This is a genomic window from Mesorhizobium sp. M0663 (assembly GCF_040320585.1).
Classification (GTDB): Bacteria; Pseudomonadota; Alphaproteobacteria; order Rhizobiales; family Rhizobiaceae; genus Mesorhizobium.
The window spans coordinates 13,406-34,892 of the sequence record NZ_JAMYPX010000007.1 but is presented as its reverse complement, the minus strand read 5'-3'; the positions used below and the strand labels follow the sequence as shown (position 1 = coordinate 34,892).

Annotated in this window: 27 protein-coding genes and 1 tRNA gene; 15 read left to right on the top strand and 13 right to left on the bottom strand. The window is 63.6% G+C overall.

The window, feature by feature from the left end; translation table 11 throughout:
- Positions 1-13: 13 nt before the first annotated feature.
- Complete coding sequence (locus tag NKI54_RS15365; RefSeq protein WP_352637000.1) at positions 14-523, top strand: hypothetical protein; 510 nt, start codon at positions 14-16, stop codon at positions 521-523.
- Positions 524-550: 27 nt separating this feature from the next.
- Here NKI54_RS15365 and NKI54_RS15360 read toward each other — a convergent pair whose 3' ends face one another.
- Together NKI54_RS15360 and NKI54_RS15355 are read right to left on the bottom strand one after the other, a co-directional pair.
- The gene (locus NKI54_RS15360; protein WP_352637002.1) at positions 551-1,078 is read right to left on the bottom strand and encodes a gamma carbonic anhydrase family protein; all 528 of its coding nucleotides are present in this window, start codon (positions 1,076-1,078) and stop codon (positions 551-553) included.
- A gap of 18 nt (positions 1,079-1,096) precedes the next feature.
- A complete protein-coding gene (locus NKI54_RS15355) occupies positions 1,097-1,441 on the bottom strand; it encodes a DUF6949 family protein (protein ID WP_352570897.1) in 345 nt (114 codons plus the stop codon).
- A gap of 118 nt (positions 1,442-1,559) precedes the next feature.
- Here NKI54_RS15355 and NKI54_RS15350 point away from each other — a divergent pair, with 118 nt between their 5' ends.
- Complete coding sequence (locus NKI54_RS15350; protein WP_352570896.1) at positions 1,560-2,291, top strand: hypothetical protein; 732 nt, start codon at positions 1,560-1,562, stop codon at positions 2,289-2,291.
- 265 nt (positions 2,292-2,556) lie between these two features.
- Here NKI54_RS15350 and NKI54_RS15345 read toward each other — a convergent pair whose 3' ends face one another.
- Both NKI54_RS15345 and cysE read right to left on the bottom strand, forming a co-directional pair.
- Entirely contained in the window at positions 2,557-2,760 is a 204-nt protein-coding gene (locus NKI54_RS15345) for a DUF3126 family protein (protein WP_023674799.1), read from the bottom strand.
- Between the two features lie 333 nt (positions 2,761-3,093).
- A complete protein-coding gene (cysE, locus tag NKI54_RS15340) occupies positions 3,094-3,942 on the bottom strand; it encodes a serine O-acetyltransferase (RefSeq protein WP_023717455.1) in 849 nt (282 codons plus the stop codon).
- Positions 3,943-4,101: 159 nt separating this feature from the next.
- Between cysE and NKI54_RS15335 the strand changes: the two genes are divergently transcribed.
- Positions 4,102-4,716, top strand: coding sequence for an HD domain-containing protein (locus tag NKI54_RS15335; RefSeq protein WP_352637004.1), 615 nt, complete (start codon positions 4,102-4,104; stop codon positions 4,714-4,716).
- Positions 4,717-4,758: 42 nt separating this feature from the next.
- On the opposite strand, the gene NKI54_RS15330 is transcribed toward NKI54_RS15335, so the two are convergent.
- The 4 genes from NKI54_RS15330 to NKI54_RS15315 all read right to left on the bottom strand — a co-directional run bounded on the left by NKI54_RS15330 (position 4,759) and on the right by NKI54_RS15315 (position 7,230).
- Entirely contained in the window at positions 4,759-5,130 is a 372-nt protein-coding gene (locus tag NKI54_RS15330; RefSeq protein WP_352637005.1) for a hypothetical protein, read from the bottom strand.
- Positions 5,131-5,262: 132 nt separating this feature from the next.
- Positions 5,263-6,030: an alpha/beta fold hydrolase gene (locus NKI54_RS15325; protein WP_352637006.1), complete on the bottom strand. Its 768-nt coding sequence runs from the start codon at positions 6,028-6,030 to the stop codon at positions 5,263-5,265.
- Between the two features lie 20 nt (positions 6,031-6,050).
- Complete coding sequence (locus NKI54_RS15320; protein WP_023674794.1) at positions 6,051-6,614, bottom strand: DUF192 domain-containing protein; 564 nt, start codon at positions 6,612-6,614, stop codon at positions 6,051-6,053.
- A gap of 19 nt (positions 6,615-6,633) precedes the next feature.
- Positions 6,634-7,230, bottom strand: coding sequence for a cold-shock protein (locus NKI54_RS15315; RefSeq protein ID WP_036238076.1), 597 nt, complete (start codon positions 7,228-7,230; stop codon positions 6,634-6,636).
- A 215-nt stretch (positions 7,231-7,445) separates the two neighbouring features.
- Between NKI54_RS15315 and gloA the strand changes: the two genes are divergently transcribed.
- Together gloA and NKI54_RS15305 are read left to right on the top strand one after the other, a co-directional pair.
- Positions 7,446-7,886 carry a lactoylglutathione lyase gene (gloA, locus tag NKI54_RS15310; RefSeq protein WP_023674793.1) on the top strand — a complete coding sequence of 147 codons (441 nt, stop codon included), beginning with the start codon at positions 7,446-7,448 and terminating at the stop codon, positions 7,884-7,886.
- A 78-nt stretch (positions 7,887-7,964) separates the two neighbouring features.
- Positions 7,965-8,258, top strand: coding sequence for a DUF2218 domain-containing protein (locus tag NKI54_RS15305; RefSeq protein WP_352691854.1), 294 nt, complete (start codon positions 7,965-7,967; stop codon positions 8,256-8,258).
- An 8-nt stretch (positions 8,259-8,266) separates the two neighbouring features.
- Here the strand turns inward: NKI54_RS15305 and NKI54_RS15300 are convergent, their stop codons facing one another.
- Positions 8,267-8,839 (bottom strand): DUF1697 domain-containing protein, encoded by a 573-nt coding sequence (locus tag NKI54_RS15300; protein ID WP_031211246.1) that lies wholly within the window; start codon positions 8,837-8,839, stop codon positions 8,267-8,269.
- The gene (gene ilvA / locus NKI54_RS15295) at positions 8,836-10,092 is read right to left on the bottom strand and encodes a threonine ammonia-lyase IlvA (RefSeq protein WP_352691852.1); all 1,257 of its coding nucleotides are present in this window, start codon (positions 10,090-10,092) and stop codon (positions 8,836-8,838) included. The genes NKI54_RS15300 and ilvA overlap by 4 nt, the downstream gene beginning before the upstream one ends.
- Positions 10,093-10,220: 128 nt before the next feature.
- Here ilvA and NKI54_RS15290 point away from each other — a divergent pair, with 128 nt between their 5' ends.
- The 3 genes from NKI54_RS15290 (at position 10,221) to NKI54_RS15280 (ending at position 14,088) form a co-directional block, all read left to right on the top strand.
- Positions 10,221-11,615 carry a hypothetical protein gene (locus NKI54_RS15290; protein ID WP_352637010.1) on the top strand — a complete coding sequence of 465 codons (1,395 nt, stop codon included), beginning with the start codon at positions 10,221-10,223 and terminating at the stop codon, positions 11,613-11,615.
- Between the two features lie 103 nt (positions 11,616-11,718).
- Entirely contained in the window at positions 11,719-12,792 is a 1,074-nt protein-coding gene (locus tag NKI54_RS15285; RefSeq protein WP_352637011.1) for an alpha/beta hydrolase, read from the top strand.
- 132 nt (positions 12,793-12,924) lie between these two features.
- Positions 12,925-14,088 carry an alpha/beta hydrolase gene (locus NKI54_RS15280; protein WP_352691849.1) on the top strand — a complete coding sequence of 388 codons (1,164 nt, stop codon included), beginning with the start codon at positions 12,925-12,927 and terminating at the stop codon, positions 14,086-14,088.
- A gap of 256 nt (positions 14,089-14,344) precedes the next feature.
- On the opposite strand, the gene ade is transcribed toward NKI54_RS15280, so the two are convergent.
- Positions 14,345-16,156, bottom strand: coding sequence for an adenine deaminase (gene ade, locus NKI54_RS15275; protein WP_352691847.1), 1,812 nt, complete (start codon positions 16,154-16,156; stop codon positions 14,345-14,347).
- Between the two features lie 546 nt (positions 16,157-16,702).
- Complete coding sequence (locus tag NKI54_RS15270) at positions 16,703-17,155, bottom strand: cupin domain-containing protein (protein WP_352570883.1); 453 nt, start codon at positions 17,153-17,155, stop codon at positions 16,703-16,705.
- Positions 17,156-17,433: 278 nt separating this feature from the next.
- Between NKI54_RS15270 and NKI54_RS15265 the strand changes: the two genes are divergently transcribed.
- The 3 genes from NKI54_RS15265 to NKI54_RS15255 all read left to right on the top strand — a co-directional run bounded on the left by NKI54_RS15265 (position 17,434) and on the right by NKI54_RS15255 (position 18,371).
- A tRNA-Leu gene (locus tag NKI54_RS15265) sits at positions 17,434-17,519 on the top strand.
- A gap of 259 nt (positions 17,520-17,778) precedes the next feature.
- A complete protein-coding gene (locus tag NKI54_RS15260; RefSeq protein ID WP_023674775.1) occupies positions 17,779-18,066 on the top strand; it encodes a ribbon-helix-helix domain-containing protein in 288 nt (95 codons plus the stop codon).
- Positions 18,063-18,371 carry a type II toxin-antitoxin system RelE/ParE family toxin gene (locus NKI54_RS15255; RefSeq protein ID WP_352458602.1) on the top strand — a complete coding sequence of 103 codons (309 nt, stop codon included), beginning with the start codon at positions 18,063-18,065 and terminating at the stop codon, positions 18,369-18,371. The genes NKI54_RS15260 and NKI54_RS15255 overlap by 4 nt, the downstream gene beginning before the upstream one ends.
- Positions 18,372-18,560: 189 nt before the next feature.
- On the opposite strand, the gene NKI54_RS15250 is transcribed toward NKI54_RS15255, so the two are convergent.
- Entirely contained in the window at positions 18,561-19,139 is a 579-nt protein-coding gene (locus NKI54_RS15250) for an NUDIX domain-containing protein (RefSeq protein ID WP_352646774.1), read from the bottom strand.
- A gap of 153 nt (positions 19,140-19,292) precedes the next feature.
- On the opposite strand from NKI54_RS15250, the gene NKI54_RS15245 reads away from it, so the two are divergent.
- The 4 genes from NKI54_RS15245 (at position 19,293) to NKI54_RS15230 (ending at position 21,449) form a co-directional block, all read left to right on the top strand.
- Positions 19,293-20,396, top strand: coding sequence for an NADH:flavin oxidoreductase/NADH oxidase (locus tag NKI54_RS15245; protein ID WP_352646777.1), 1,104 nt, complete (start codon positions 19,293-19,295; stop codon positions 20,394-20,396).
- 96 nt (positions 20,397-20,492) lie between these two features.
- The gene (locus tag NKI54_RS15240; RefSeq protein WP_352646779.1) at positions 20,493-20,825 is read left to right on the top strand and encodes an SH3 domain-containing protein; all 333 of its coding nucleotides are present in this window, start codon (positions 20,493-20,495) and stop codon (positions 20,823-20,825) included.
- Positions 20,826-20,887: 62 nt separating this feature from the next.
- Positions 20,888-21,181 carry a DUF982 domain-containing protein gene (locus NKI54_RS15235; protein WP_031211240.1) on the top strand — a complete coding sequence of 98 codons (294 nt, stop codon included), beginning with the start codon at positions 20,888-20,890 and terminating at the stop codon, positions 21,179-21,181.
- A 28-nt stretch (positions 21,182-21,209) separates the two neighbouring features.
- Positions 21,210-21,449 carry a DUF2188 domain-containing protein gene (locus tag NKI54_RS15230; RefSeq protein WP_023674770.1) on the top strand — a complete coding sequence of 80 codons (240 nt, stop codon included), beginning with the start codon at positions 21,210-21,212 and terminating at the stop codon, positions 21,447-21,449.
- The last annotated feature ends 38 nt before the right edge of the window (positions 21,450-21,487 follow it).

The following is a 21,487-nucleotide window of genomic DNA, read 5'->3' as shown; positions in this document are numbered from 1 at the left end:
CATCGACCGCGCCGTGCTCACCGCGTATGGTTGGGAAGACCTGATCCCGGCGCTGGTTGGCAAACCCGGCGCGACATTGCCTTCGCCTCACAAGACAAAGGCGCAAGAGCAGGCAGAGGAAGAATTGCTGACCCGGCTGGTGGCGCTCAATCAGGAACGGGCAGCCGAGGAAAAACGTGGGCAAGTACGCTGGCTCCGCCCCGACTACCAGATACCGAAGCTGGGCGTGAAAGCTCCGATGGCGGAAGGCGAACACGTTGGCACGCTCGACATCGAACTGCCCGACATTGTGGACCGCCCAAAATGGCCTACAGACGGTCTGGAGCAGATCAGGCTGGTGCGGGATCTACTCGCAAAGGCGCCAGCGCCCGCCCCGCCGGAAGCCATCGCCAAGGTATTCGACGGCAGGAATACCGCCAAGCGTCGCGACCGGATCGAGGAGGTTCTGGAGACGCTGGTCGCGACCGGCGTTGCCCGAACCGGCGAACATGAGGGGCAACGGAAATACTTCCTTCCAAGGTAGGGGCAAATTCGCGCCCGTGAGCTGCCACTAGACCTTCCTCAACCCAGCCCTAAACCGCCTGCCGTTTGCCACATAATACGCGGCCGAGGCGCGCAGCCTGGCGACTGCGGCCTCGTCGAGCATCCTGACGACGCGCGCGGGCGAGCCGACGATCAGCGAATTGTCGGGAAATTGCTTGCCTTCGGTGACCAGCGCACCGGCGCCGACCAGCGAGTTGTTGCCGATCTTCGCGCCGTTCAGCACGATGGCGCCCATGCCGATCAGGCTGTTGTCGCCGATCGTGCAGCCATGCAGCAAGGCGCGATGGCCGATCGTGCAGCGTTGGCCGACGGTCAGCGGAAAGCCGGCGTCGGTGTGCATGATTGTGTGCTCCTGCACATTTGTGTCGGCGCCGATGACGATCGGCTCATCGTCGCCGCGGACGACGACGCCGAACCAGAAGCCGGCATTGCGGCCAATGCTGATATTGCCGATCAGGGTGGCATCGGGCGCGATCCAGTTGCTGTCGGCGTCCTCGAAGGCGGGCGCTTTTCCGTCAATCGCGTAGATCGGCATTGCTGTCTCCAGATCGTCTCACACCGACAAGCTGCCAGACCCTAGAAGCGAAGCCGCCCAGGACGCAATGGCGATCACCACCATGCCCAGCGCCAGCGCCCAGATGGTCGCCGTACAGCCGCAGGAGATCAGCCCCAGCACCGAGATGCGACGCTCGCGCCAGGCGTCCAGCGCCTCGTTGGCGAACATCAGCGGCCCGGCGCAAGCCGTCGTGGCGAGCGAGCGCAGCATGTGCTTCGACGATACATAGGGCTGGACGAAGGCAAGCCTACGGCCGGCGATCAGCTCCATCACCGATCCGGTCAGGCCGCAAGCCGTCAGCCCAGCCATAAAACTGAATATGATTTGTTCGACCGGGCCCATCTTTACCCTCCGTTTACCATGAAATCGCACAGTCGCCCGCAAAGCTGCGAAGCAAGAGCCGTGCGCGCCGAGATGTGCCGTTCAGGTACACCCGATGGGACGGCAAATGAGGATCGCGATGAAGCAGGCAGCCGCCACAGAGGGCCCGCAACTCAGCGTCGTCGATTCGACGCTGATGAAGCGAGTGTTTTATGCGTTCGCGACGCTGGCGCTGCTTTCGGTGGCGATCAGCCTTGGCGGCAAATGGTTCGGCCGCTCGATTGCCATGGCCGGGTACACCGACGACACCACGGTCCACAAGGTCGTCATCGGCAACAACGTCATCGCCGTGCCGGCCAATGTCATCCGCTTTGCCCAGGCCCGGCGCGACGGCATCGCCTCGCGACTCGACCTCTATCTGCGCTATCCCGAGATGGACGGCTACAGCGAGGCTGCCCGCAACGACTTCAACCACACCGGACCCAGCAAGGACATCGTCTTCCTGTCGTTCGAGCCGCAGATGATGTCGCGCGACATGAGCGGCCGCTTCGCGCCGATCTACAGCGCGCTGATCGCCAAGCCGGGTACGCCCGGCCCTGGCGGCACCACGCTTTACGCCTTCAGCGAAAAATCAGGCTATCTGAACGAAGTGCTGGCGGTCGCCGATCGCCCCGGCAAGGATCCGTTCGTCGCACGCTGCCTGAGCGGCCCGAGCTCGGACGAATCGCTGGCGCCCTGCGAACGCGACATCCTGGTCGGCGACAATCTCAGCCTTACCTACCGCTTCCCCCGGGAATTCCTGGGCGACTGGCAGGGGCTCGACGCGGCGATTTCGGGCGAGGCGGCACGTGTGCTGAAGACCGGGCGGTAAGCAACGAAACGAGCCGTTCCGTAGCGATCCTTCGCGCCCCTCTCTGTCCTACCGGACATCTCCCCCACGAGGGGGGAGATCGGCCGTCATCTTGGCTTTCGCCAGTCTCCAATGTTGCAGGAAGAGTGCAGCGCCGAGGCTGCCAATCTCCCCCCAGGTGGGGGAGATGGGCGGCAGGCCAGAGGAGGGCGCTGTTCCGCCGGCGTCCTGCAAGGTTCCGTACCGCCGCAGCGCTTGAGGCGTAGCGGCCAGCTAAACTCCCAACTCAGGCCAGATCGATGTCGAGGATCGCCATCGAGAAATTATAATCGCCGTCGTCCTCGTCCTTGAAGACGATGCCGAGGAACTCGTCGCCGACATAGACCTCGGCCGAATCTTCCTTGCGCGGCCGCGCCTTCACTTCGAGTTTGGGGTTCTGGAAGGTGCGCTTGAAATAGGCGTCCAGCTTTCTGATTTCGTCCGGCTTCAACAGTCTTCTCCGATCGTCGGCTTCTTCGTTTGAGCGCGCTTCTGGCACGTCGACAATGGCCATGTAAAGGCAAGCCGGCGAGAGAACACGGGCAATCGCCTCAGGTTTGCGCTGCCCCTCATCGCCCTGCCGGGCACTTCTCCCCGTATAGTGACGGGGAGAAGGCCGCCCTCGCAAAAAATTTCGCCAATCTCCAGCGTTACAGAAACAGTGCCGAGGCCGCAGTCAGCCCCTTCTCCCCGTCACTATACGGGGAGAAGATGCCGGCAGGCAGATGAGGGGCAGCGCCGACATTGATAGTTGGTCCGACGCGACAAGCCCCTGCCCGAGCACTCAGATGTCGAAGCTGACGACGTGGTCCATCGTCTGCGATGGCAACAGCTGGTCCATCTGCCGCGAAGGCTGGTCGCAGCCGGTCTCGCCGACGACGCGGGCCGGCACGCCGGCAACCGTCTTGTTGTGCGGTACCGGCGACAGCACCACCGAGCCGGCCGCGATCTTCGAGCAATGGCCGATCTCGATGTTGCCGAGGATCTTGGCGCCGGCGCCGATCAGCACGCCGTAGCGGATCTTGGGATGGCGGTCGCCGCCGGCCTTGCCGGTGCCGCCCAGCGTCACGCCGTGCAGGATCGACACGTCGTCCTCGATCACCGCCGTCTGGCCGACGACGAGGCCGGTGGCGTGGTCGAGGAAGATGCCCTTGCCGATGCGGGCAGCCGGATTGATGTCGGTCTGGAACACCGAGGACGACCGGCTCTGCAGATACAGCGCGAAGTCCTGGCGGCCCTGGTTCCACAGCCAATGCGCCAGCCGGTGCGTCTGGATGGCGTGAAAACCCTTGAAGTAGAGCACCGGCATGATGAAGCGGTCGCATGCCGGATCACGGTCGTAATAGGCCTGGATATCGACGCGCACCGTCGTCGACCAGTCCTTGTCGTCGGCCGCCATCGCCTTGAACGTCTGGCGGATGAGGTCGGAGCCGATGTCCTGATGGGCGAGGCGCTCGGCCAGCCGGTGAATGACCGCTTCTTCCAGGTTTTCCTGATTGAGGATGGTCGAATAGAGGAACGCCGCCAGCAGCGGATCGCGGTTGACCGCTTCCATCGCTTCGTCGCGGATCGAACGCCAGATCGGATCTACCGGCTGCACCCTGGTGGGACGGGAAATCGTAACGCTGTTCATCTGATGTCTCCGGCCATCCAATGTCTCGGCCATCCAATGTCTCGGTTGGCGGCTTGCCTATTCTCCGGCCGCACCTATAAGCCAGATCATAGCACGGGTGAACTCAATTTTCCTTAGTGCTTCGTGAAATGGATTTGGTTGGCGGAATTTCAAGCAGCCATGGAAAACGCAACCTTGATGGACGAGACCCTGAAGCGCGAGCTTTCCGCGCTCTATGAGGCCGAAGATCGCCACTACCACGACCTTGGCCACATCGAGGCGACGCTGGCGCTGGCCAATGATTACAAGGCGTTGTTGCATGATCCTGAAGCAGTCGAGGCAGCGATCTGGTTCCACGACGCGATCTACGACAGCCGCGCCAAGGACAATGAGGCGAGGAGTGCCGCACTTGCCGAGGAAAAGCTCGCCGGCCGCGCCGATGCACAACGCATCGGTCGCATCGCGGCGATGATCACTGCCACTGCCGGCCACGAATTGCCGCCCCTTGGCGACCAGCATTCGGTTCGTGACGCGGCGCTGTTCCTCGACATGGACCTGGCGATCCTGGGTGCTGCGCCCGACGTGTTCGACGCCTACGAGCAGGCGGTTCGCCGCGAATATAAGTGGGTCGATGAGCCGATGTGGCGGGCCGGCCGTGCCGCAGTGCTAGAGGGCTTCCTCGCGCGGCCGCATATCTTCCACAGCGAGGAATTCCGCCGGCGCTTCGAAACCCAGGCCCGGCATAACATGACGCGCTCGCTCAGGGCGCTGGGGCACAGCCCGCGCCGATCGTAGCCCGACGCGTCGCTCGCTTGCCTGCCGGAGAGTTGCCCGAAATCAGGTAAACGCGCCGATGGTCGATGCCATTCCCCACAGCATGAACACCCCGGCCGCAAGCGACGCGCCGTTGACTACGATGCCAGCCAGACCGAGCACACGACTGTCGTTCGAACGACCGAGCGCCATCAACCCGAAAACCACGCCGGTAAGATGTGCCAATGGCCCGGCCAGAAAAAATACGGCGGCGAAGAAGCCTGTCGCACTGTTCTGGAGCAGTGGGGACGCGTCGCTCGGCATTGCCATCAACGCGGTGATCGCCATCGCGCCTGCCACCAATGCAGCCAGCGCTAGAACAACGGACCATTCGCCGAACCTGCTTTTCGCAACGACGCCCAGCAAAGCGGCGTCGCTTCTTCCCCATTGTGCCATCGTACCCCCTGCCCTTCGTTCAGCGTGGCGGGTTTGAACCGATCCACACGTCGCTCTCATTTATTCCTGTATCGTTGCAAAACCGCTAAGGACCCGTTCAGGCCGGATGGCCGCTTTTTGGGGAGCCATCCATCAGAGCGGATGCTCGGCATAAAACTCCAGCACACGCTGCTTGAAGGTCTTGTCGCCGACCGCCAGCATGTGGTCGCGGCCTTCGATGTGAAACGCCCTGGCGTTGGGCATCAGGGCGGCGAGCTCATCCGGCGAGCCGCCGATGTCGTCCTTGCTGCCGACGGCGATCAGCGTCGGCTGGGCAATGCGGGCAAGGTCGGCCTCGCTCAGCAATTCGCGGGAGGTGGCGATGCAGGCGGCGAGCGCGCGGCGATCGCTGCGGGTCTGATCGGCGAAGGCGCGGAACGAGCGGCCGCGCGGATCGCTGGTGCCTGCCGGATCGTCGGCCAGAAGGGCGTCGGCTATCGGATCCCAGTCGCCGACGCCGTCGACCATGCCGATGCCGAGACCGCCGAAGACCAGCGTCGCCACCTTCTCCGGGTCGGAGAGCGCCAGGAAGGCCGATATGCGCGCGCCCATCGAGTAACCCATGACATGAGCGCGTTCGATGCCGAGATGGTTCAAAAGCGCTGCCGCGTCCGACGCCATTTTTGCCGGCGTGTAGTCGGCTTCGTCATAGCTCTTCGACGACGAGCCATGGCCGCGATTGTCGAAGGCGATCGCACGGTAGCCGGCGTCGTTCAGCGTCTTGAACCAGCCGGGCGACACCCAGTTGACGTAATGGCTCGAGGCAAAGCCGTGGATCATCAGCACCGGATCGCCCTGCCCCGATGCCGGCTGGCGGTCAAGGAAAGCAAGGTCGAAACCGTCATGGGAGAAGAACTGCATCGGCCGAAGATCCTGCCCGCTCAGTCGGAATCGACACTCGGCGCATCGCCCTTGTCGGGCGGCGGCATGGCCGGCCCCGCCGCCGTGCCGATGGCCGGATGGCGCAGCAGGTCGCCGTCCTCAATGCCCTTTTTGGCAGCCGTGCCCGCCTTGAGCTCGAGCACGAAGCGCACCGGTTCGTCCGGCGAGATGATCGCCTCCGACTGCGGCTCGCCTTGCTCGATCGCCCGGATCCGGCCGTCCTGGCCGACGAAGATCAGGTCGAGCGGCATCGGCGTGTTCTTCATCCAGAAACTCACATCCTGCGGCGCGCCGAACACGAACAGCATGCCGTGATTGTCGGCCATGTGCCGGCGGAACATCAGCCCGGCTTCGCGCTCGGCGGGCGTGTCGGCGATTTCCACGGAAAAAGAACGCTCGCCGGCCTTCGTCACCGCGACCAGCGGCGCCGGGTCGACGGGAAGGATCATCGCCTTGCCGTCGGCGGAACTCGGTTGTTGAAAATAGAAGAACGCACTTGTGGCGACGATGAGGAAAATCCCGGCGCAGAGCGCGCCCGCCGTCACCCGGTTCCTGTGAGCCATATGAAATCCTCGGCCGGAACTAATGCGAGACCGGCAAGGTACCCATATCGGGGTGAATTTCGGCAGCCATAAGGCCTTTGTCGCCGCGTCCGAAGCGGACCAGCACCACCTGGCCCGGCCGGAGTTCGGTGATGCCGTAGCGGCGCAGCGTCTCCATGTGGACGAAAATGTCCTCGGTGCCCTCGCCCCGGGTCAGAAAGCCGAACCCCTTGGTACGGTTGAACCATTTGACCAGCGCCCGTTCGAGGCCGCTTTCCGGCGTCACCGCGACATGGGTGCGCTGCTCCTGTAGCTCCGCCGGATGCACCGCCGTGGTGACATCCATCGAGAGCACGCGGAAGGCCTGCAGCCCGCGCTCGCCCTGCTTGACCAGGCAGACGACACGGGCGCCTTCCAGGGCGGTCTGAAAACCATCCTTTCGAAGGCATGTCACATGGAGGAGGATGTCGCCCGAAGTACCATCATCGGGAAGGATGAAACCGTAGCCCTTGGCCACGTCGAACCATTTGATGGCGCCGGCGATTTCGACGAGATCGGCCGTATCGGCGCTCTCATCCCGCTTCAACGTATCGTTACCGGCCCCGTCCCGCCCCATGAAAGAGGCCTTTTCCCCCATAAGAACGCCCCCTTTTTTCAAGAAACACTGCAACTGATTCTTGGTATCAGATTAACACCGCGGCTTCCGGTGTGTGCAAGACCTGACGTGCCTTTTTTCACGGTTCCATACAGGAATAGCGGATTTGCCGTTTGCCGGCGCCGGCAAACGTGGCCAATTGCCCTTTGGCCGGGCCGCCCCTATGTTGCGCCGCAACGCAACATAAGGAGGAAATCATGCGCTATCTGCACACCATGGTCCGCGTCGCCGACATCGATGCTTCGCTCGATTTCTACTGCAACAAGCTTGGCCTCAAGGAAGTGCGCCGCCATGAAAACGAGCAGGGCCGCTACACGCTGATCTTCCTCGCCGCCCCCGAAGACGAGCAAAGCGGCATCTCCGAAAAGGCGCCGCTGGTCGAGCTGACCTACAATTGGGATCCGGAAGACTACAAGGGCGGCCGCAATTTCGGCCATCTCGCCTATGAGGTCGACGACATCTACGCCACCTGTCAGCGGCTGATGGACAATGGCGTTACCATCAACCGGCCGCCGCGCGACGGCAACATGGCGTTCGTCAAATCGCCGGACGGCATCTCGATCGAGCTGTTGCAGAAAGGTCCGGCCAAGCCGAAGGCCGAGCCGTGGGCGTCGATGCCGAACACCGGCAGCTGGTAACCGATCACGCCATCTTGAACGGACGCAGGCGGGCCCTGGTTCGGTTTTCGCGTCCGCATTCCCAAGGAGAATTCATTCATGCCGGCCAGCCATGTCGACGTCGCCACCGAACATGCCAGCCGCTATCTGCAGCAGCTGTGCAAACATTGGGCGCACAAGTTTCCCGTCGAATTCGACCCGAACCACGGCACCATCGATCTGACGCTCGGCCGCACGGTTCTCGATGCCGACCCGGCTGCGCTGCACATTGCGGTGACGACCGATGAAGCCGGCTCGCTCGAGCGCCTGGAAACGGTCGTCGCCGAGCACATCAAGCGCTTCGCCTTCCGTGAAGCGCTGGCATTCGACTGGAAACGCGCTCCGGCCGCGTAGACGACCTGTCAACCGCCGGCCTTGGCCATGTCCAGCAGCATCAGCACGGTGCGCCAATTACGCGCCGTGCCCGGCACCTTCAGAACGCGCGGAATGAGATTGGCAAACACCGATTTGCCGAGCCCGTCAGGCGCATGCAGGTAGAGCACGTCGCCCTTGATCTCGAAGCGTTCTGGCCCGGTGCATTTTTCCGCCAGCCGGGCGACCTCCTCGGCGGTCGGCCGGCGCTCCAGCGCATAGGCATGCAGCTTCGTCGGCTCGCCGGCCACTTCCGGATAGGGATTGTCCGCCGCCAGCCGCTCGAGCCAGCCGAGATCGCGCACCATGATGCGTGAATGGAACCCCCATTTCTTCTCGAATTCCGCTTCCAACCGCTTGGTCAGCGTCGCCGCATCGCCATCTGGCGACCGGAACACGGCGTTGCCGCTCTGCACATAGGTGGCGACATCGGAGAAGCCGAGCTGCTCAAAAAATGACCTGAGTTCCGCCATCTTGACGATGCGGTTGCCGCCGACATTGATGCCGGAAAACAGCGCGATAAAAACGTTCGCCGGAGCGTTCGGAAGATCGTTGCTGCTCATATGATGAACCCGGCGAGCGTCTCGTTGTCGGTGATGTCCTGGTAATGGACGCTCTCGGCGTCGAAATTCGCCTTGAGCAGGTCGAAATTGCGGCGGTCCTTGGTTTCGATGCCGATCAGCACCGAACCGAAATTGCGCGCTGATTTCTTCAGATATTCGAAGCGGGCGATGTCGTCGTCGGGACCCAGCAATTCGAGGAAATCGCGCAGCGCGCCGGGCCGTTGCGGAAAGCGGATGATGAAGTATTTCTTCAAGCCCTCGAAGCGCAGCGCCCGTTCCTTCACATCCGGCAGCCGCTCGAAATCGAAATTGCCGCCCGACACCACGGCAACGATGGTCTTGCCCCTGATTTCCTTCCTGGAAAAATCCTTGAGCGCATCGATCGCCAGCGCGCCGGCCGGCTCCAGCACGACGCCTTCGACATTGAGCATTTCGATCATGGTCGCGCAGAGCCGGTTTTCCGGGATCAGCCGCACGGTGTCGGCGGCAAACTCCCTTAGGTGGCGCAGCGGCTCGCGGCCGATCTCGGCCACCGCTGCGCCGTCGACGAAATTGTCGACCTTGGCGAGCTTGATCCGCTTTCCGGCGGCAAGGCTATCGCTCAAACTCGGGGCGCCGGCCGGCTCGCAAAAGACGAAGCGCGTTTCGCGGTGCTGGTCAGCGAAATAATGGGTGACACCGGCGGCCAGGCCGCCGCCGCCGACCGGCAGCATGACAATGTCGGGCATGCGCGCGCCGGGCATCTGGCCTGATATCTCGTAGGCGACGGTCGCCTGCCCTTCGATAATGTCCTTGTGGTCGAAAGGCGGCACCATGTGGGCGCCGGCAGTTTCGGTGAATTCAAGTGCCGCGCGATAGCAGTCGTCGAAGAAATCGCCGACCAGCCTGATCTCGACGAATTCGCCGCCGAACAGCCGCGTCTTGTCGATCTTCTGCTGCGGCGTCGTCACCGGCATGAAGACGACGCCCTTCTTGCCGAAATGGCGGCAGACGAAGGCAAAGCCCTGCGCATGATTGCCGGCCGAAGCGCAGACGAACAGCTCGGCAGCGTTGCCGGCGGCGAGCGTCTTGCGGAAGAAGTTGAAGGCGCCGCGGATCTTGTAGGAGCGCACCGGCGTCAGGTCCTCGCGCTTCAGCAGCACCCGCGCGCCGGTCTTCTTCGACAGATAGTCGTTTTCCTGCAGCGGCGTCTCCGGAAAAATCTCGCGGATCGCCGCAGCGGCAGCGGCGACGCGAGAGGAGAAACTGGTCATGGCTGGAGCACCCCACAGGCTAGGCGAGTTCGGTCCCGCTATTGCATATCTGGCCTCGTGAAGCCATTGTCCGGCCGCCCCGAAGGGGCATTTCCGGAATCAACGTAAGCATTTGGGGGCGTTTGCTCATGCCTGTCGCATCGGTGGCCCGGAAAACCGTGTCGCTGCCGGAGTTCGGCGAGCCGACGGTGATGCCGCTGGTGCCCCGCGCCACCTATGAGGCCCGTATCGCGGCGCTGGTCGCACTTGGCGGGTTCGATGCCTTCGTCGTCTATGGCGACCGCGAACATGCGGCCAATGTCGCCTACCTCTGCGGCTACGATCCGCGCTTCGAGGAGACGCTGCTCATCATCGTTCCCGGCAAGCCGCCGAAACTGCTGGTCGGCAATGAGGGCTGGGGCTATGCCGAGATCTGCGACGGGCCGTACGAGCGCGTGCTCTACCAGACGTTTTCGCTGCCGGCGCAGCCGCGCGACCGCTCGCAGGGGCTTTCCGACATCCTTGCCGATTGCGGCCTGAATGCCGGCCAGCGCATCGGCGCCATCGGCTGGAAGCCGTTCGGCCCCGGCGATGCCGGTTTTGGCGAAACGACGCTCGACCTGCCGTCCTTCATCGCCGACACGTTGCGCAGCCTTGTCGGCGATAGGGGCGTGATCATCAATGCGGCGAACCCTTTGATGAACCCCGCCGACGGCCTGCGCGCCATCAATGAGGCCGACCAACTGGCGGCGTTCGAATTCGCCGCGACCTATTCCTCGCAAGGCCTGCGCAACGTCCTGCAAGGCATCGAACCCGGCATGACCGAATTGCAGGCGGCGCGGCTGATGGGCATCAACGGCCTGCCGCAATGCTGTCACCCGATGCTGTCGGCCGGCAAGCGTGCGGCCTATGGCCTGCCGAGCCCGCGCCTCGACATCATCAAGCGCGGCGACCCGATCACCATGGCCTATGGCATCCAGGGCTCGCTCAATGCCCGCGCCGGTTTTCTGGTCGAGGACGCGGCCGAGCTTCCGAGGGGCATCCAGGACTATGTCGAGAAGCTGGTCGCGCCCTATTTCTGCGCCGTCGTCGACTGGTACGAGACGGTCGGCATCGGCGTTCCCGCCGGCGCGTTGTGGCAAGCGGTGCACGACCGCATCGGCGATCGGTTCTTCGGCGTAGCGCTCAACCCCGGCCACCTCATCCATATCGACGAATGGATGCATTCGCCGGTATTTTCCGGCTCCGACATCAGATTGAAGTCGGGCATGGCCTTGCAGGTCGACATCATCCCGGCGACCGGCACCGACTATTTCACTACCAACATCGAGGACGGCATCGCGCTGGCCGACGAGGCGCTGCGCGAAGAGATCGCCGCGCGCTATCCCGAAGCCTGGCGCCGCATCGAGGCGCGCCGCGCCTTCATGACCGACGTGCTCGGCATAAGGCTGAAGCCGGAAGTGCTGCCGTTTTCCAACATTCCGGCGTTCCTGCCGCCGTTCTGGCTTTCGCGCAACAGTGCGATGGCAGTCGCGAGGCGCTGAGCGCATTTCGGCGCCTGCGACTTACTTCCGCCGCACTTGGCCTGTCCGGGAGGTGCGGCGGAGGTGGATGGGCCTTTGGTCAGGCCGGAGTGGAATTGCTTAAGTGCCCTTGAAGACGATTTGCATCATTCTCATTGCCGCGCTGCTCGCCGGCTGCGGCGGGCGCCAAACCGAGGAACTGCTCGGCAGCGCCATGATGGCGGTGCCGGTGACGGAAATCGCCGGCAACCACTCGATCTTCATCGCAACCACGCGCAAGCGCTCCGACGATCCCGACAAGGTCTTCGACGGCGAGCGCTCGGCGACGCTGAACTATGCCCGCGTCAACGTCACCGTCCCCGGTATCCACAAGACAGGCCAGATCGAGCGGCGCTCGCGCGGCAAGTCGGACGATCCGGCCAAATACTTCATGGCTTCCGAGGTCGTCGGCTACGACACCCAGCCGAAATTCTCCAGCGCGCTCAGCGCCGACATCGCGGCGCGCGGCGGCCGTGTCATGGTCTTCGTCCACGGCTACAACACCGGCTTCGACGACGCCGTCTACCGCGTCACCCAGATCACCCATGATTCCGGCTATCCAGGCACGCCGGTGCTGTTTTCCTGGGCGTCGGGCGCCAAGACCACCGACTACGTCTACGACAAGGAAAGCGCCAGCGTTGCCCGCGACCAGCTGGAAGTGACGCTGAGAATGCTGGCGCAGACCGGCGCGCGGCGCATCGACATCGTCGCCCATTCGCTGGGGACCTGGGTTACCATGGAGGCGTTGCGCCAGCTCGCCATCACCGGCGACCGCGATCTGGGCGGCAAGCTCGGCGACGTCGTGCTGGCCTCGCCCGACATCGACGTCGACGTGTTCAAGAGCCAGATGCGCCGCTACGGCAAGCCGGACAAGCCGTTCATCCTGCTGCTCTCCGACGACGACCGGGCGCTGCGGCTCTCCGGCCTGATCGCCGGCGCGCGGCCGCGCGTCGGCGACTACAAAAACGCCGCCGACCTCGCCAGCTATGGCGTGTCGGTCGTCGATCTCTCCAGCGTCAAGGGAACCGACCGCTTCAACCACACCAAATTCGCCGACAATCCGGAATTGGTGCAGTTGATCGGCCAGAAGCTGCGCGAGGATGACGGGTTTGCCAGCGACCGCGAAGTGACAGACCGCATCGCCTCGGTCGGACAATAGCTGCATTGCGCGGCAGTGACTGTTGACCATTGCCGCACCATCGGAACAGTTTGAACTGGACCGTGCCGGCCTCTGCCTCTATCGAATAGGCCAAGACGTCTCCGGCTCGACGTCGCCTTTGCGGGAGCCCGCGTGATCGTGCCTTCGAAGATCTTTCTCGTCGTTGCGTTCGCGCTCGCGGTTACCGGCTGCGCCGGCCAGAACACGCACGATCTGCTCAACAAGACGACGATCATCGTGCCTGCTTCGGACATTGCGGCGACGCACAAGATCTTCGTCGCAACGACCCGGCAAAAGGCAATGAAAGCGCCCCGGCAGGTGTTCGATGGCGACCGTTCGCCGACCACCAGCTTTGCCAGCGTCGAGGTGACGGTGCCCAAAATTCACCAGCTCGGCGCCATCGAGCGGGTCAAGGGATCGGCCAACAGCAATCCGGCGAAGGATTTCACGGCGACCGGCGTCACCTTCTACGAAGGCGCGCCGCAATTCGCCAAGGCGGTCGGCGCCGATATCGCGATGCGCGGCGACCGCGCGCTGGTTTTCGTGCACGGCTTCAACAACGGCTTCGACGACGGTATCTACCGCCTGACGCAGATCGCGCACGACACGAAATACCCGGGCACGCCGGTGCTGTTTTCGTGGGCGTCGAGCGGCAAGACGACCGGCTACATCTACGACAAGGAAAGCGCCAATGCGGCGCGCGACGATCTCGAAGCGACGCTGCGCATGCTCGCCAAGAGCCGCGCCAAGAGCATCGACATCATTGCCCATTCGATGGGGACCTGGGTGACGATGGAAGCGTTGCGCCAGCTTGCCATCACCGGCGACCGCGACCTCGGCGGCAAGCTCGGCTATGTTATCCTGGCTTCGCCCGATATCGACGTCGACGTGTTCAAAAAGCAGATGATCCGCTACGGCAAGCCCGACAAGCCGTTCGCCGTGCTGCTTTCGGGCGACGACCGGGCGCTCAGACTGTCGACCCTGATCTCCGGCGACAAGCCACGCGTCGGCGACTATGGCGACGCGGCCGACCTCGCCAGCTATGGCGTCTCGGTGATCGACCTGACCAAAACCAAGGGCGGCGACCGGCTGAACCACGCCAAATTCGCCGACAACCCGTTCCTGGTGCAGCTGCTCGGCGACCGCTTGCGCGCCCCGGCCGGCCTCGCCTCCGAAGAGACCGCGCCGGCCCAGCTCGACAATCTCGGCCAGGGCCTCGGCAAGGCCGTCGGTTCGGTCGCCGAAATCGTCATCACCACGCCGTTCAAAGTGCTGACCATCGCCACGGGCGGGTGAGCCGACCTCTACTGCCAAACGCGCCGGTGATTGGCAGCTGTCAACAAAAACGCTCTGTAGCGATCCTTCGCGCCCCCCTCTGTCCTGCCGGACATCTCCCCCTCTAGTGGGGAGATTGGCCGCCACTTTCGGCTTTCGCCAATCTCCAACTCTGACGAACAACGCGCTGTCGACGAAACTGCCAATCTCCCCCCTTGAGGGGGAGATGTCCGGCAGGACAGAGGGGGGCGCTGTCCCTCCAGGGTTCAGTGATTCTTCAAACGAACAAATCAACTTTCTGGAAAGTCGTCACGTCGATCAGGCCGACGTCGGAAATCCTGAGCTCGGGGATGACGACCAGCGCCAGCAGCGAGTGCTGCATGTAGGCGTTGTTCAGCGAGCAGCCCATCTGGCGCATGGCGTCGCTGAGTTTGTCCGCCTTGGCGGCGACGATTTCCGCCCGCTCGTCCGACATCAGCCCGGCGATCGGCATTTCGACCAGCGCCAGCTCCTTGCCCTTGGAGAACAGCACGACGCCGCCGCCGACCTCGCCCAGCCGGTTCACGGCCAGAGCCATATCCTGCTTGTTGGTGCCGACGACGATGATGTGGTGGGCATCATGCGCCACGCTGGAGGCCATGGCGCAGTCGCCGATGTAGCCGAAGCCGGAGACGAAGGCGTTGGTGACGCCGCCGGTGCCCTTATGGCGCTCGACCAGCGCGATCTGGCAGACATCGTTGCGACGGTCCATGGCGACCAGCCCGTCCTCGACGGCAAGATCGGCCTCCAGCGCCCGCGTCGGCGCCTGGTTCTCGATGACGCCGATGACCCGCACCCGCACCTCGTTGGCGCCCATGGGTGCCGCGATGTCGAAATCGCCTGCCTTGAGCTTCCTGCCGAGCTTGACGGTGTTCTTCGCCGTCCGCGGATAATTGTAGGCCGGAATGTCAATTTCGAGCTTGCCGCCCTTGGCCAGCCTGACGCCGCGGCCATAGACCTCGTCGATGGTCATTTCGGCCAGGTCGGAGATGATCAGCAGGTCGGCGAGCCGACCCGGCGCGATCGAGCCGATCTCGCGCTCCAGCCGGAAATGCTGGGCGGTGTTGAGCGTCGCCATCTGGATCGCCGTCACCGGCTTCAAGCCCTGGCTGACGGCGTGGCGGACGACCCGGTCCATATGGCCTTCGTGCACCAGCGTACCGGAATGGCTGTCGTCGGTGCACAGGATGAAGTTGCGCGGGTCGAGCCCGCTCTCCGTCACCGCCTTGATCTGCGAGGCGACGTCATACCAGGCCGAGCCCAGCCGCAGCATCGCCTTCATGCCCTGGCGGACGCGGGCGATGGCGTCCTCGGCGCGCGTGCCTTCGTGGTCATCCTCCGGGCCGCCGGCAACGTAGCCGTGAAACGGCAGGCCGAGATCGCGCGAGGCATAATGCCCGCCGACGGTCTTGCCGGCCCTCACCGTCGCCGCGATCTCGCCCGACATCACCGGATCGTTGGCGGCGACGCCCGGAAAATTCATCACCTCGCCGAGCCCGATGATGTTTTCCCAGGTCATCGCTTCGGCAACGTCGGCGACGGTCAGCTCGGCGCCGGCATGCTCCAGCCCCGGTGCGGAGGGCACGCAGGACGGCATCTGCACAAGCACGTTGACCGGCATGGCGACGGCCTCGTCATGCAGCAGCCGCACGCCCGGCAGGCCGAGCACGTTGGCGATCTCATGCGGATCGATGAACATCGAAGTTGTGCCATGCGGGATCACCGCGCGGCAGAATTCCGTCACCGTCACCATGCCGCTCTCGACATGCATATGCGCGTCGCAAAGCCCCGGCACCAGATAGCGGCCGCCGGCATCGACCACCTTGGTGCCCTGGCCGATGGCATGGCCGGCGTTCGGCCCGCAATAGGCAAAGCGGCCGCCGGCAATGGCGATGTCGGTGCCGGCGATGATCTCACCCGAATGGACGTTGACCCAGCGCCCGTTGCGGATGACGAGATCGGCGGGTTTGCGGCCCATGGCGACATCGACCAGATGCGTCGCCATCTCGGCCCAGGGTTTTGGTTTCGTCGCATTGGCGGTCTTCGGCATCAACAGGCTCCTCTTTGCCCGACTGTGCCAAGCCGCGAGGATTTTGACCAGCGAGGAAGTAAAACGCGGACGGCGAAGTTGCAGATCTCCCCCCTTGAGGGGGAGATGTCGCCGAAGGCGACAGAGGGGGTCGGGACGTCCTGACGCGAACCTTTACCGCGAACAAAACAGGCTGGCGCTCGACGCGCGACGACCCCCTCTGGCCTGCCGGCCATCTCCCCCTCAAGGAGGGAGATCGATGCGCCATGGCCTTCGCCAATCGCTAAGGGCATTTTGTGCCGGCCGCAGCAACTTTGTTCTTGCTTTGTGCCGGCAGCTATGCTACTAATTTGGGTATGGTGCCAATTGGCTCCAACGACCCGTCCTCCCGAGGCGGGTTTTTTGTTATTGCGCCATTCATGGCAAATGGCCCAGGCGGAATACGATTCCGTTGCGGCCAATCAGCTTTCGTCTCGTTAGAGGATCCTCCTGAATCGACGGTCGCGGAGTTTGACGCACTCCATCGTTCGAGCCTTCGGCCGGTTCACTCAATTCGATCCCGAACTGTCACTTTTTGCTTGGATCGTCCGCCGGGTTGACGTAGGTGATCTTGAATGGCCCCTCGCCATGAACCTGGATAATCGTATCGCTTGTCGTCCAGGCGAAGTGATTCATTCCGGCCGGCGCGACGCCGAAGCCGCCAGCAGTCAGTTCGACACCTTTCGCCTCGTCGAGCTTATCGCCCATTCCAATATGGAAGTTGCCGGAAAGCACCGTTACGTATTCCGTGGTGGGATGATTATGTGCGGCAATTTTGTAGCCGGCGGGTGTCTTCAACCGCAGCACATAGGCGCCGTCCTTTGAGGGATCTCCAGCGACAACAGCCATTTCCGCGCCAGCGGGAATGACAGCAGGAGCAGGACCCCATTTGATGTCTTTGGCGTTCATCGGCATCTCATCGGCAAACAGAGGCGCCGTCCCAACAAGCAGCAGTGCCAGGGCAGAGGCAAGCTTGAGCATGACAATCTCCCAGTGTCTGTAGAGGACGGCGTCGAGTATCGGCGCGCCGATCCACTTGCCAATTGGAGTCTATCAGGGCAGAGCGCCCGAACGCATCCTGCGAACGGGGGACGCGCATTCGCGGTAGCCGCGGAAGCTGCCGCTAAAAACATTTCCAGGTGAAACGATTTTGTTTGTATCACTGTAGGTGATCGGCCTCGCTAGCTTCCAGTGCCAGATTTGTCGACGGCAGAAGACGGCTTGACGGCCTTTGGCTGGCGGCTGAAAAGGGCTGGCCTGCGGACGTGGCGGAATTGGTAGACGCAAGGGACTTAAAATCCCTCGATCTCTGATCGTACGGGTTCGATTCCCGTCGTCCGCACCAGCAACATCGGCGCCGCCATTGCGGCCTAAGCAAGAGCATGAACTCGCCGAATACAGGCTGCCACATGCCATTTCTCGACCAGGAGCCGGCGAGCCGATGCGGGATCTGCGATATGCGTATCCGGTGTCCGCATGTTCGTTTGCCAGCTTCCAAAGCGCACTCAGGCAAGGGTGGCGGTATCGGTCACACGCATCATCGCCAGCAATTTCGATATGATTTTGTCACATCGGCTGCTATATGGTGGAAAAGGAGCCCGCCCATGCGGACCACCCAGCCGATAAGTATCACCCTCCCGCGCGACATGGCCGAGGCCGTCGCGCGCAAGGTCGAATCCGGCGCGTACGCCTCCGTCAGCGAAGTGCTGCGCGAGGGCGTGCGCGCGCTGCTCGACCGCGACGCCGCCGTTGAACGCTGGCTGCGCGAGGAAGTCGCCCAGAGCTACGACGAGTACAAGGCGAATCCGTCCAGCGCCATCCCTGCCGAGCAGGTCATGCTGCGTATCCGCGACCGCGCCGCCGCGCGGCGCGACGATGCCACTAAGGAATGACGCGCAGGGTTGTATTTTCCGCGCAAGCGGAGCACCAGTTGGATGCGCTGTATCGCTACATAGAGGAATATTCCTCCACAGCCCGTGCGGAATCGTTCGTTGGCGGCATCGTGGCCTATTGCCACGCGTTCGAGCCGTTTCCCGAGCGCGGAACGCGCCGCGACGATATTCGTCCCGGCCTCCGCGTTCTAGGCTACCGCCGCCGCGTCAGCATTGCCTTCACGGCCGAAGCCGACACCATCGCCGTCCTCGGCGTCTATTACGGCGGGCAGGACTATGAAGCGGACCTCAAGGACAAAGGCTAACGGGCGTAACGATCGGGCGATAAGACCTCTGCCCCAGTGGAGCCTCGCCGATCGCGCCGGCGAAAGAAGTCTGTTCAGCCCCAGGCCTCCAGCCGCAACCAGCGTCGCCTTGTCCCAGCCCCGCAAGGCGGCCTGGTGGAAGGGGTTCCGGCCGGGCGCTTCCTCGCAGGGTCCAGCTTCCGGCATGGCTCACCTCCCGATCGGGTTCAGCTTCAGGTGCTGGATGAGGATGATGGTCTTGGCGTCGATGATCCGACCGTCGTGGATGCCGGCCAGTGCCTCGTCGAGCGGCATCTCCAAAACTTCGATGTCCTCGCCTTCGTCGTGGGCGCCGCCGCCGTCGGAAATGCGGTCGGCGGGCGAGTAGCGGGCGACGAAAAACCAGAGCCGCTCAGTGACGCTGCCGGGGCTCATATAGGGCGAAAACAGCCGCTGCACGTCCTTCAGCCGATAGCCGAGTTCCTCCTCGGCCTCCTTGCGGATGCAGGTTTCGGGATCGTCTTGGTCTAGCAGGCCGGCGCAGGCCTCGATCAGCGGCTCCTTGTGGCCGGTGACGTAGGCGGGGTAGCGGAACTGCCGCACCAGAAGCACCGTCGAACGCTCCGGATCGAAAGGCAGGATCACCGCGCCGTCACCGCGATCGTAGGTCTGGCGGGTGTGCGTTTCCCATTTGCCGTCGCGCCGGCGATAGTCGAAGACGGTCTTTTTCAAAACCGCCCACTCGTCGGAAAGGACTTCCTCAGAGCGGATGCGAATGCGATCTTCCATGGTGGACTCCCTGCTGCCGCGGCAAGGCGTAGCCGCGAACGGCGGTTCGTGCAATCGGGCCACCAATTGGTCCAGAGCGCCGGTTCACCGTCTCGTGTCTGGCGCTGGCACAATCGGCTGCATAAATAGCGGCAACCCTTTCCGGAGTTTTTTATGACCTCATCGCTTTTCCAGCCGATCACCCTCGACGGCCTGACCTTCCCCAACCGCATCGCGGTCGCGCCGATGTGCCAGTATTCGGCCGAGGACGGCTCGGCCAGCGATTGGCACCTCTATCACTGGATGAACCTGGCGATGTCGGGCGCCGGCATGGTCACGGTCGAGATGACCGATGTCGAACGGCGCGGCCGCATCTCGCATGGCTGTCTCGGCCTCTATTCCGAGGACAACGAGGCGGCCGCGCGACGCACGCTGGATGCAGCCAAGCGGGTCGCCGCGCCGGGCACGAAATTCGGCACGCAGCTTGCCCATGCCGGCCGCAAGGCCTCGAACCGCAAACCCTGGGAGGGCGGCGGCCCGCTGTATGCCGATCAAGATCCGTGGCCGATCGTGTCGGCCTCGGCCATCGCCTACGACACCGGCTGGCAGGTGCCGCGGGCGCTGGAGGACGACGAGATCCTGCAAATCATCGAACGCTTCGCAGAAGCGGCACGGCGGGCCGAGCGCGCCGGCTTCGACTTCATCGAGCTGCATGCCGCGCATGGCTATCTGATCTTCCAGTTCCTGTCGCCGCTCTCCAACCGGCGCACCGACCGCTGGGGCGGCTCGCTGGAAAACCGCATGCGTTTCGCCGTCGAGATCGCCAAGGCGGTGAAGAAGGCGGTGCCCAGGCTGATGCTGGGCGCGCGGCTGTCGATTAAGGAATGGGTCGATGGCGGCTTCGAGGTCGAGGATGCGATCGAAGTGGCAAAAGCGCTGAAGGAAGCCGGCGTCGCCTATCTCTGCTGCTCGAGCGGCGGCAATTCACCGTTGCAGAAGCTGCCCTCCGGGCCCGGCTACCAGGTTCATCTGGCCGAAGCGGTGCGCAAGGCCGTCGGCATCCCGACGCGGGCCGTCGGCCTGATCGACGATCCGAAACAGGCCGAGGCGATCGTCGCCGACGGGCGCGCCGACATGGTGGCGCTGGCGCGCGCCTTCCTCGCCGATCCGCGCTGGGGCTGGCGCGCCGCGGCCACCTTTGGCGAAGAAATCCACCCGGCGCCGCAGCTTGCCCGCTCGGTGACAACGATGCAGCATTGGATGAAGGCGGCGAACTGAAGGGGCCGGTTCTCACCTCGCTGGGCGGGGCATCACAGCTTCGCTTTGATCCTCTGCCGGTGTAGGGTGGCCGGGACCGCGGCTGGGCGCGGCGGGTTGGGGGAGCAGAGACATGTCGTTCAGGGGGAATTCCATTGCGCTGCTGCCGCGGTGTTGGCCGGGCTGTCGTTCGCCGCATCGACGCCGGCTGGGGCGCAATATTGCGAAGGCACGGTGCACGGCCTTTCCAGGCACTACAATCTGGCGACGGGAAGCGGCTTTCTCGCCGTTCGAGCCCGACCGAACTCGTCGTCGCGCATGATCGGGCAATTATTCAACGGCGACCAAACCGAGATCTTCGACCGCCGCGGAAGCTGGTACAAGGTCGATTTCGGCGGCCGCACCGGCTGGGCGAATGCACGCTGGCTGCGCAACGACTGCGGCTATTGAGCTATTTTCGCCTGAGCTAAAATAGCAGTTGCAACCAAATCGGCCGCTCCGCGTTGGCGGCGATGATGGACAGCAAGCCATTTGAAAAGCCGGTCGTGGTCGAACTCGGCCATGTCGGCAAATATCGGCAGATCCGCAGCGCCCAGGAGGCGGCGGAGTGCCTGATGACGGTCTGGCCACTCAATCGCGGGCCGCGTCATCGTGATGCCCTCGACACTTGCCTAAAAGTGCTGGAAGGTTATCGTTCGACGGCGGATGCGCGCCGGGCACTGATCGAAGCCGCCAGGGAATCGGACGTGCTGGTCACAGACGACAGGCTGCCAGACGACAGACTGGCCGACGATAGGCTGCATTGAGGCAACGGGCTTTCAACCGGAGGGTTTCATGGCGAAACTGACCTACAAGATCGTCGAGCATGACGGAGGCTGGGCCTACAAGGTCGGCTCGACATTCTCCGAAACGTTCCCAACCCATCAGGACGCGTTGCGCGCCGCCGAGATCGCTTCGGCCGAACAGCAGGTCGCCGGCAATACCGACGGCATCCAGTACGAGGACGCCGACGGCAAATGGCACGACGAGCTCGCAGATGGCCGCGACCGGCCGCAGACGGAGGTTTCGGATTAGGGTGTGTCGATATCCAGGTGATGCCGGGCTGCTTTACA

What these genes read in the sequence shown, in the direction of transcription:
- NKI54_RS15360 (WP_352637002.1), bottom strand. Translation starts at nt 1,078, where the DNA reads ATGCCGATCTACGCGATTGACGGAAAAGCGCCCGCCTTCGAGGACGCC.
- NKI54_RS15355 (WP_352570897.1), bottom strand. Translation starts at nt 1,441, where the DNA reads ATGGGCCCGGTCGAACAAATCATATTCAGTTTTATGGCTGGGCTGACG.
- NKI54_RS15350 (WP_352570896.1), top strand. Translation starts at nt 1,560, where the DNA reads ATGAAGCAGGCAGCCGCCACAGAGGGCCCGCAACTCAGCGTCGTCGAT.
- cysE (WP_023717455.1), bottom strand. Translation starts at nt 3,942, where the DNA reads ATGAACAGCGTTACGATTTCCCGTCCCACCAGGGTGCAGCCGGTAGAT.
- NKI54_RS15335 (WP_352637004.1), top strand. Translation starts at nt 4,102, where the DNA reads ATGGAAAACGCAACCTTGATGGACGAGACCCTGAAGCGCGAGCTTTCC.
- NKI54_RS15330 (WP_352637005.1), bottom strand. Translation starts at nt 5,130, where the DNA reads ATGGCACAATGGGGAAGAAGCGACGCCGCTTTGCTGGGCGTCGTTGCG.
- NKI54_RS15325 (WP_352637006.1), bottom strand. Translation starts at nt 6,030, where the DNA reads ATGCAGTTCTTCTCCCATGACGGTTTCGACCTTGCTTTCCTTGACCGC.
- NKI54_RS15320 (WP_023674794.1), bottom strand. Translation starts at nt 6,614, where the DNA reads ATGGCTCACAGGAACCGGGTGACGGCGGGCGCGCTCTGCGCCGGGATT.
- NKI54_RS15315 (WP_036238076.1), bottom strand. Translation starts at nt 7,230, where the DNA reads ATGGGGGAAAAGGCCTCTTTCATGGGGCGGGACGGGGCCGGTAACGAT.
- gloA (WP_023674793.1), top strand. Translation starts at nt 7,446, where the DNA reads ATGCGCTATCTGCACACCATGGTCCGCGTCGCCGACATCGATGCTTCG.
- NKI54_RS15305 (WP_352691854.1), top strand. Translation starts at nt 7,965, where the DNA reads ATGCCGGCCAGCCATGTCGACGTCGCCACCGAACATGCCAGCCGCTAT.
- NKI54_RS15300 (WP_031211246.1), bottom strand. Translation starts at nt 8,839, where the DNA reads ATGAGCAGCAACGATCTTCCGAACGCTCCGGCGAACGTTTTTATCGCG.
- ilvA (WP_352691852.1), bottom strand. Translation starts at nt 10,092, where the DNA reads ATGACCAGTTTCTCCTCTCGCGTCGCCGCTGCCGCTGCGGCGATCCGC.
- NKI54_RS15290 (WP_352637010.1), top strand. Translation starts at nt 10,221, where the DNA reads ATGCCTGTCGCATCGGTGGCCCGGAAAACCGTGTCGCTGCCGGAGTTC.
- ade (WP_352691847.1), bottom strand. Translation starts at nt 16,156, where the DNA reads ATGCCGAAGACCGCCAATGCGACGAAACCAAAACCCTGGGCCGAGATG.
- NKI54_RS15270 (WP_352570883.1), bottom strand. Translation starts at nt 17,155, where the DNA reads ATGCTCAAGCTTGCCTCTGCCCTGGCACTGCTGCTTGTTGGGACGGCG.
- NKI54_RS15260 (WP_023674775.1), top strand. Translation starts at nt 17,779, where the DNA reads ATGCGGACCACCCAGCCGATAAGTATCACCCTCCCGCGCGACATGGCC.
- NKI54_RS15255 (WP_352458602.1), top strand. Translation starts at nt 18,063, where the DNA reads ATGACGCGCAGGGTTGTATTTTCCGCGCAAGCGGAGCACCAGTTGGAT.
- NKI54_RS15250 (WP_352646774.1), bottom strand. Translation starts at nt 19,139, where the DNA reads ATGGAAGATCGCATTCGCATCCGCTCTGAGGAAGTCCTTTCCGACGAG.
- NKI54_RS15245 (WP_352646777.1), top strand. Translation starts at nt 19,293, where the DNA reads ATGACCTCATCGCTTTTCCAGCCGATCACCCTCGACGGCCTGACCTTC.
- NKI54_RS15235 (WP_031211240.1), top strand. Translation starts at nt 20,888, where the DNA reads ATGATGGACAGCAAGCCATTTGAAAAGCCGGTCGTGGTCGAACTCGGC.
- NKI54_RS15230 (WP_023674770.1), top strand. Translation starts at nt 21,210, where the DNA reads ATGGCGAAACTGACCTACAAGATCGTCGAGCATGACGGAGGCTGGGCC.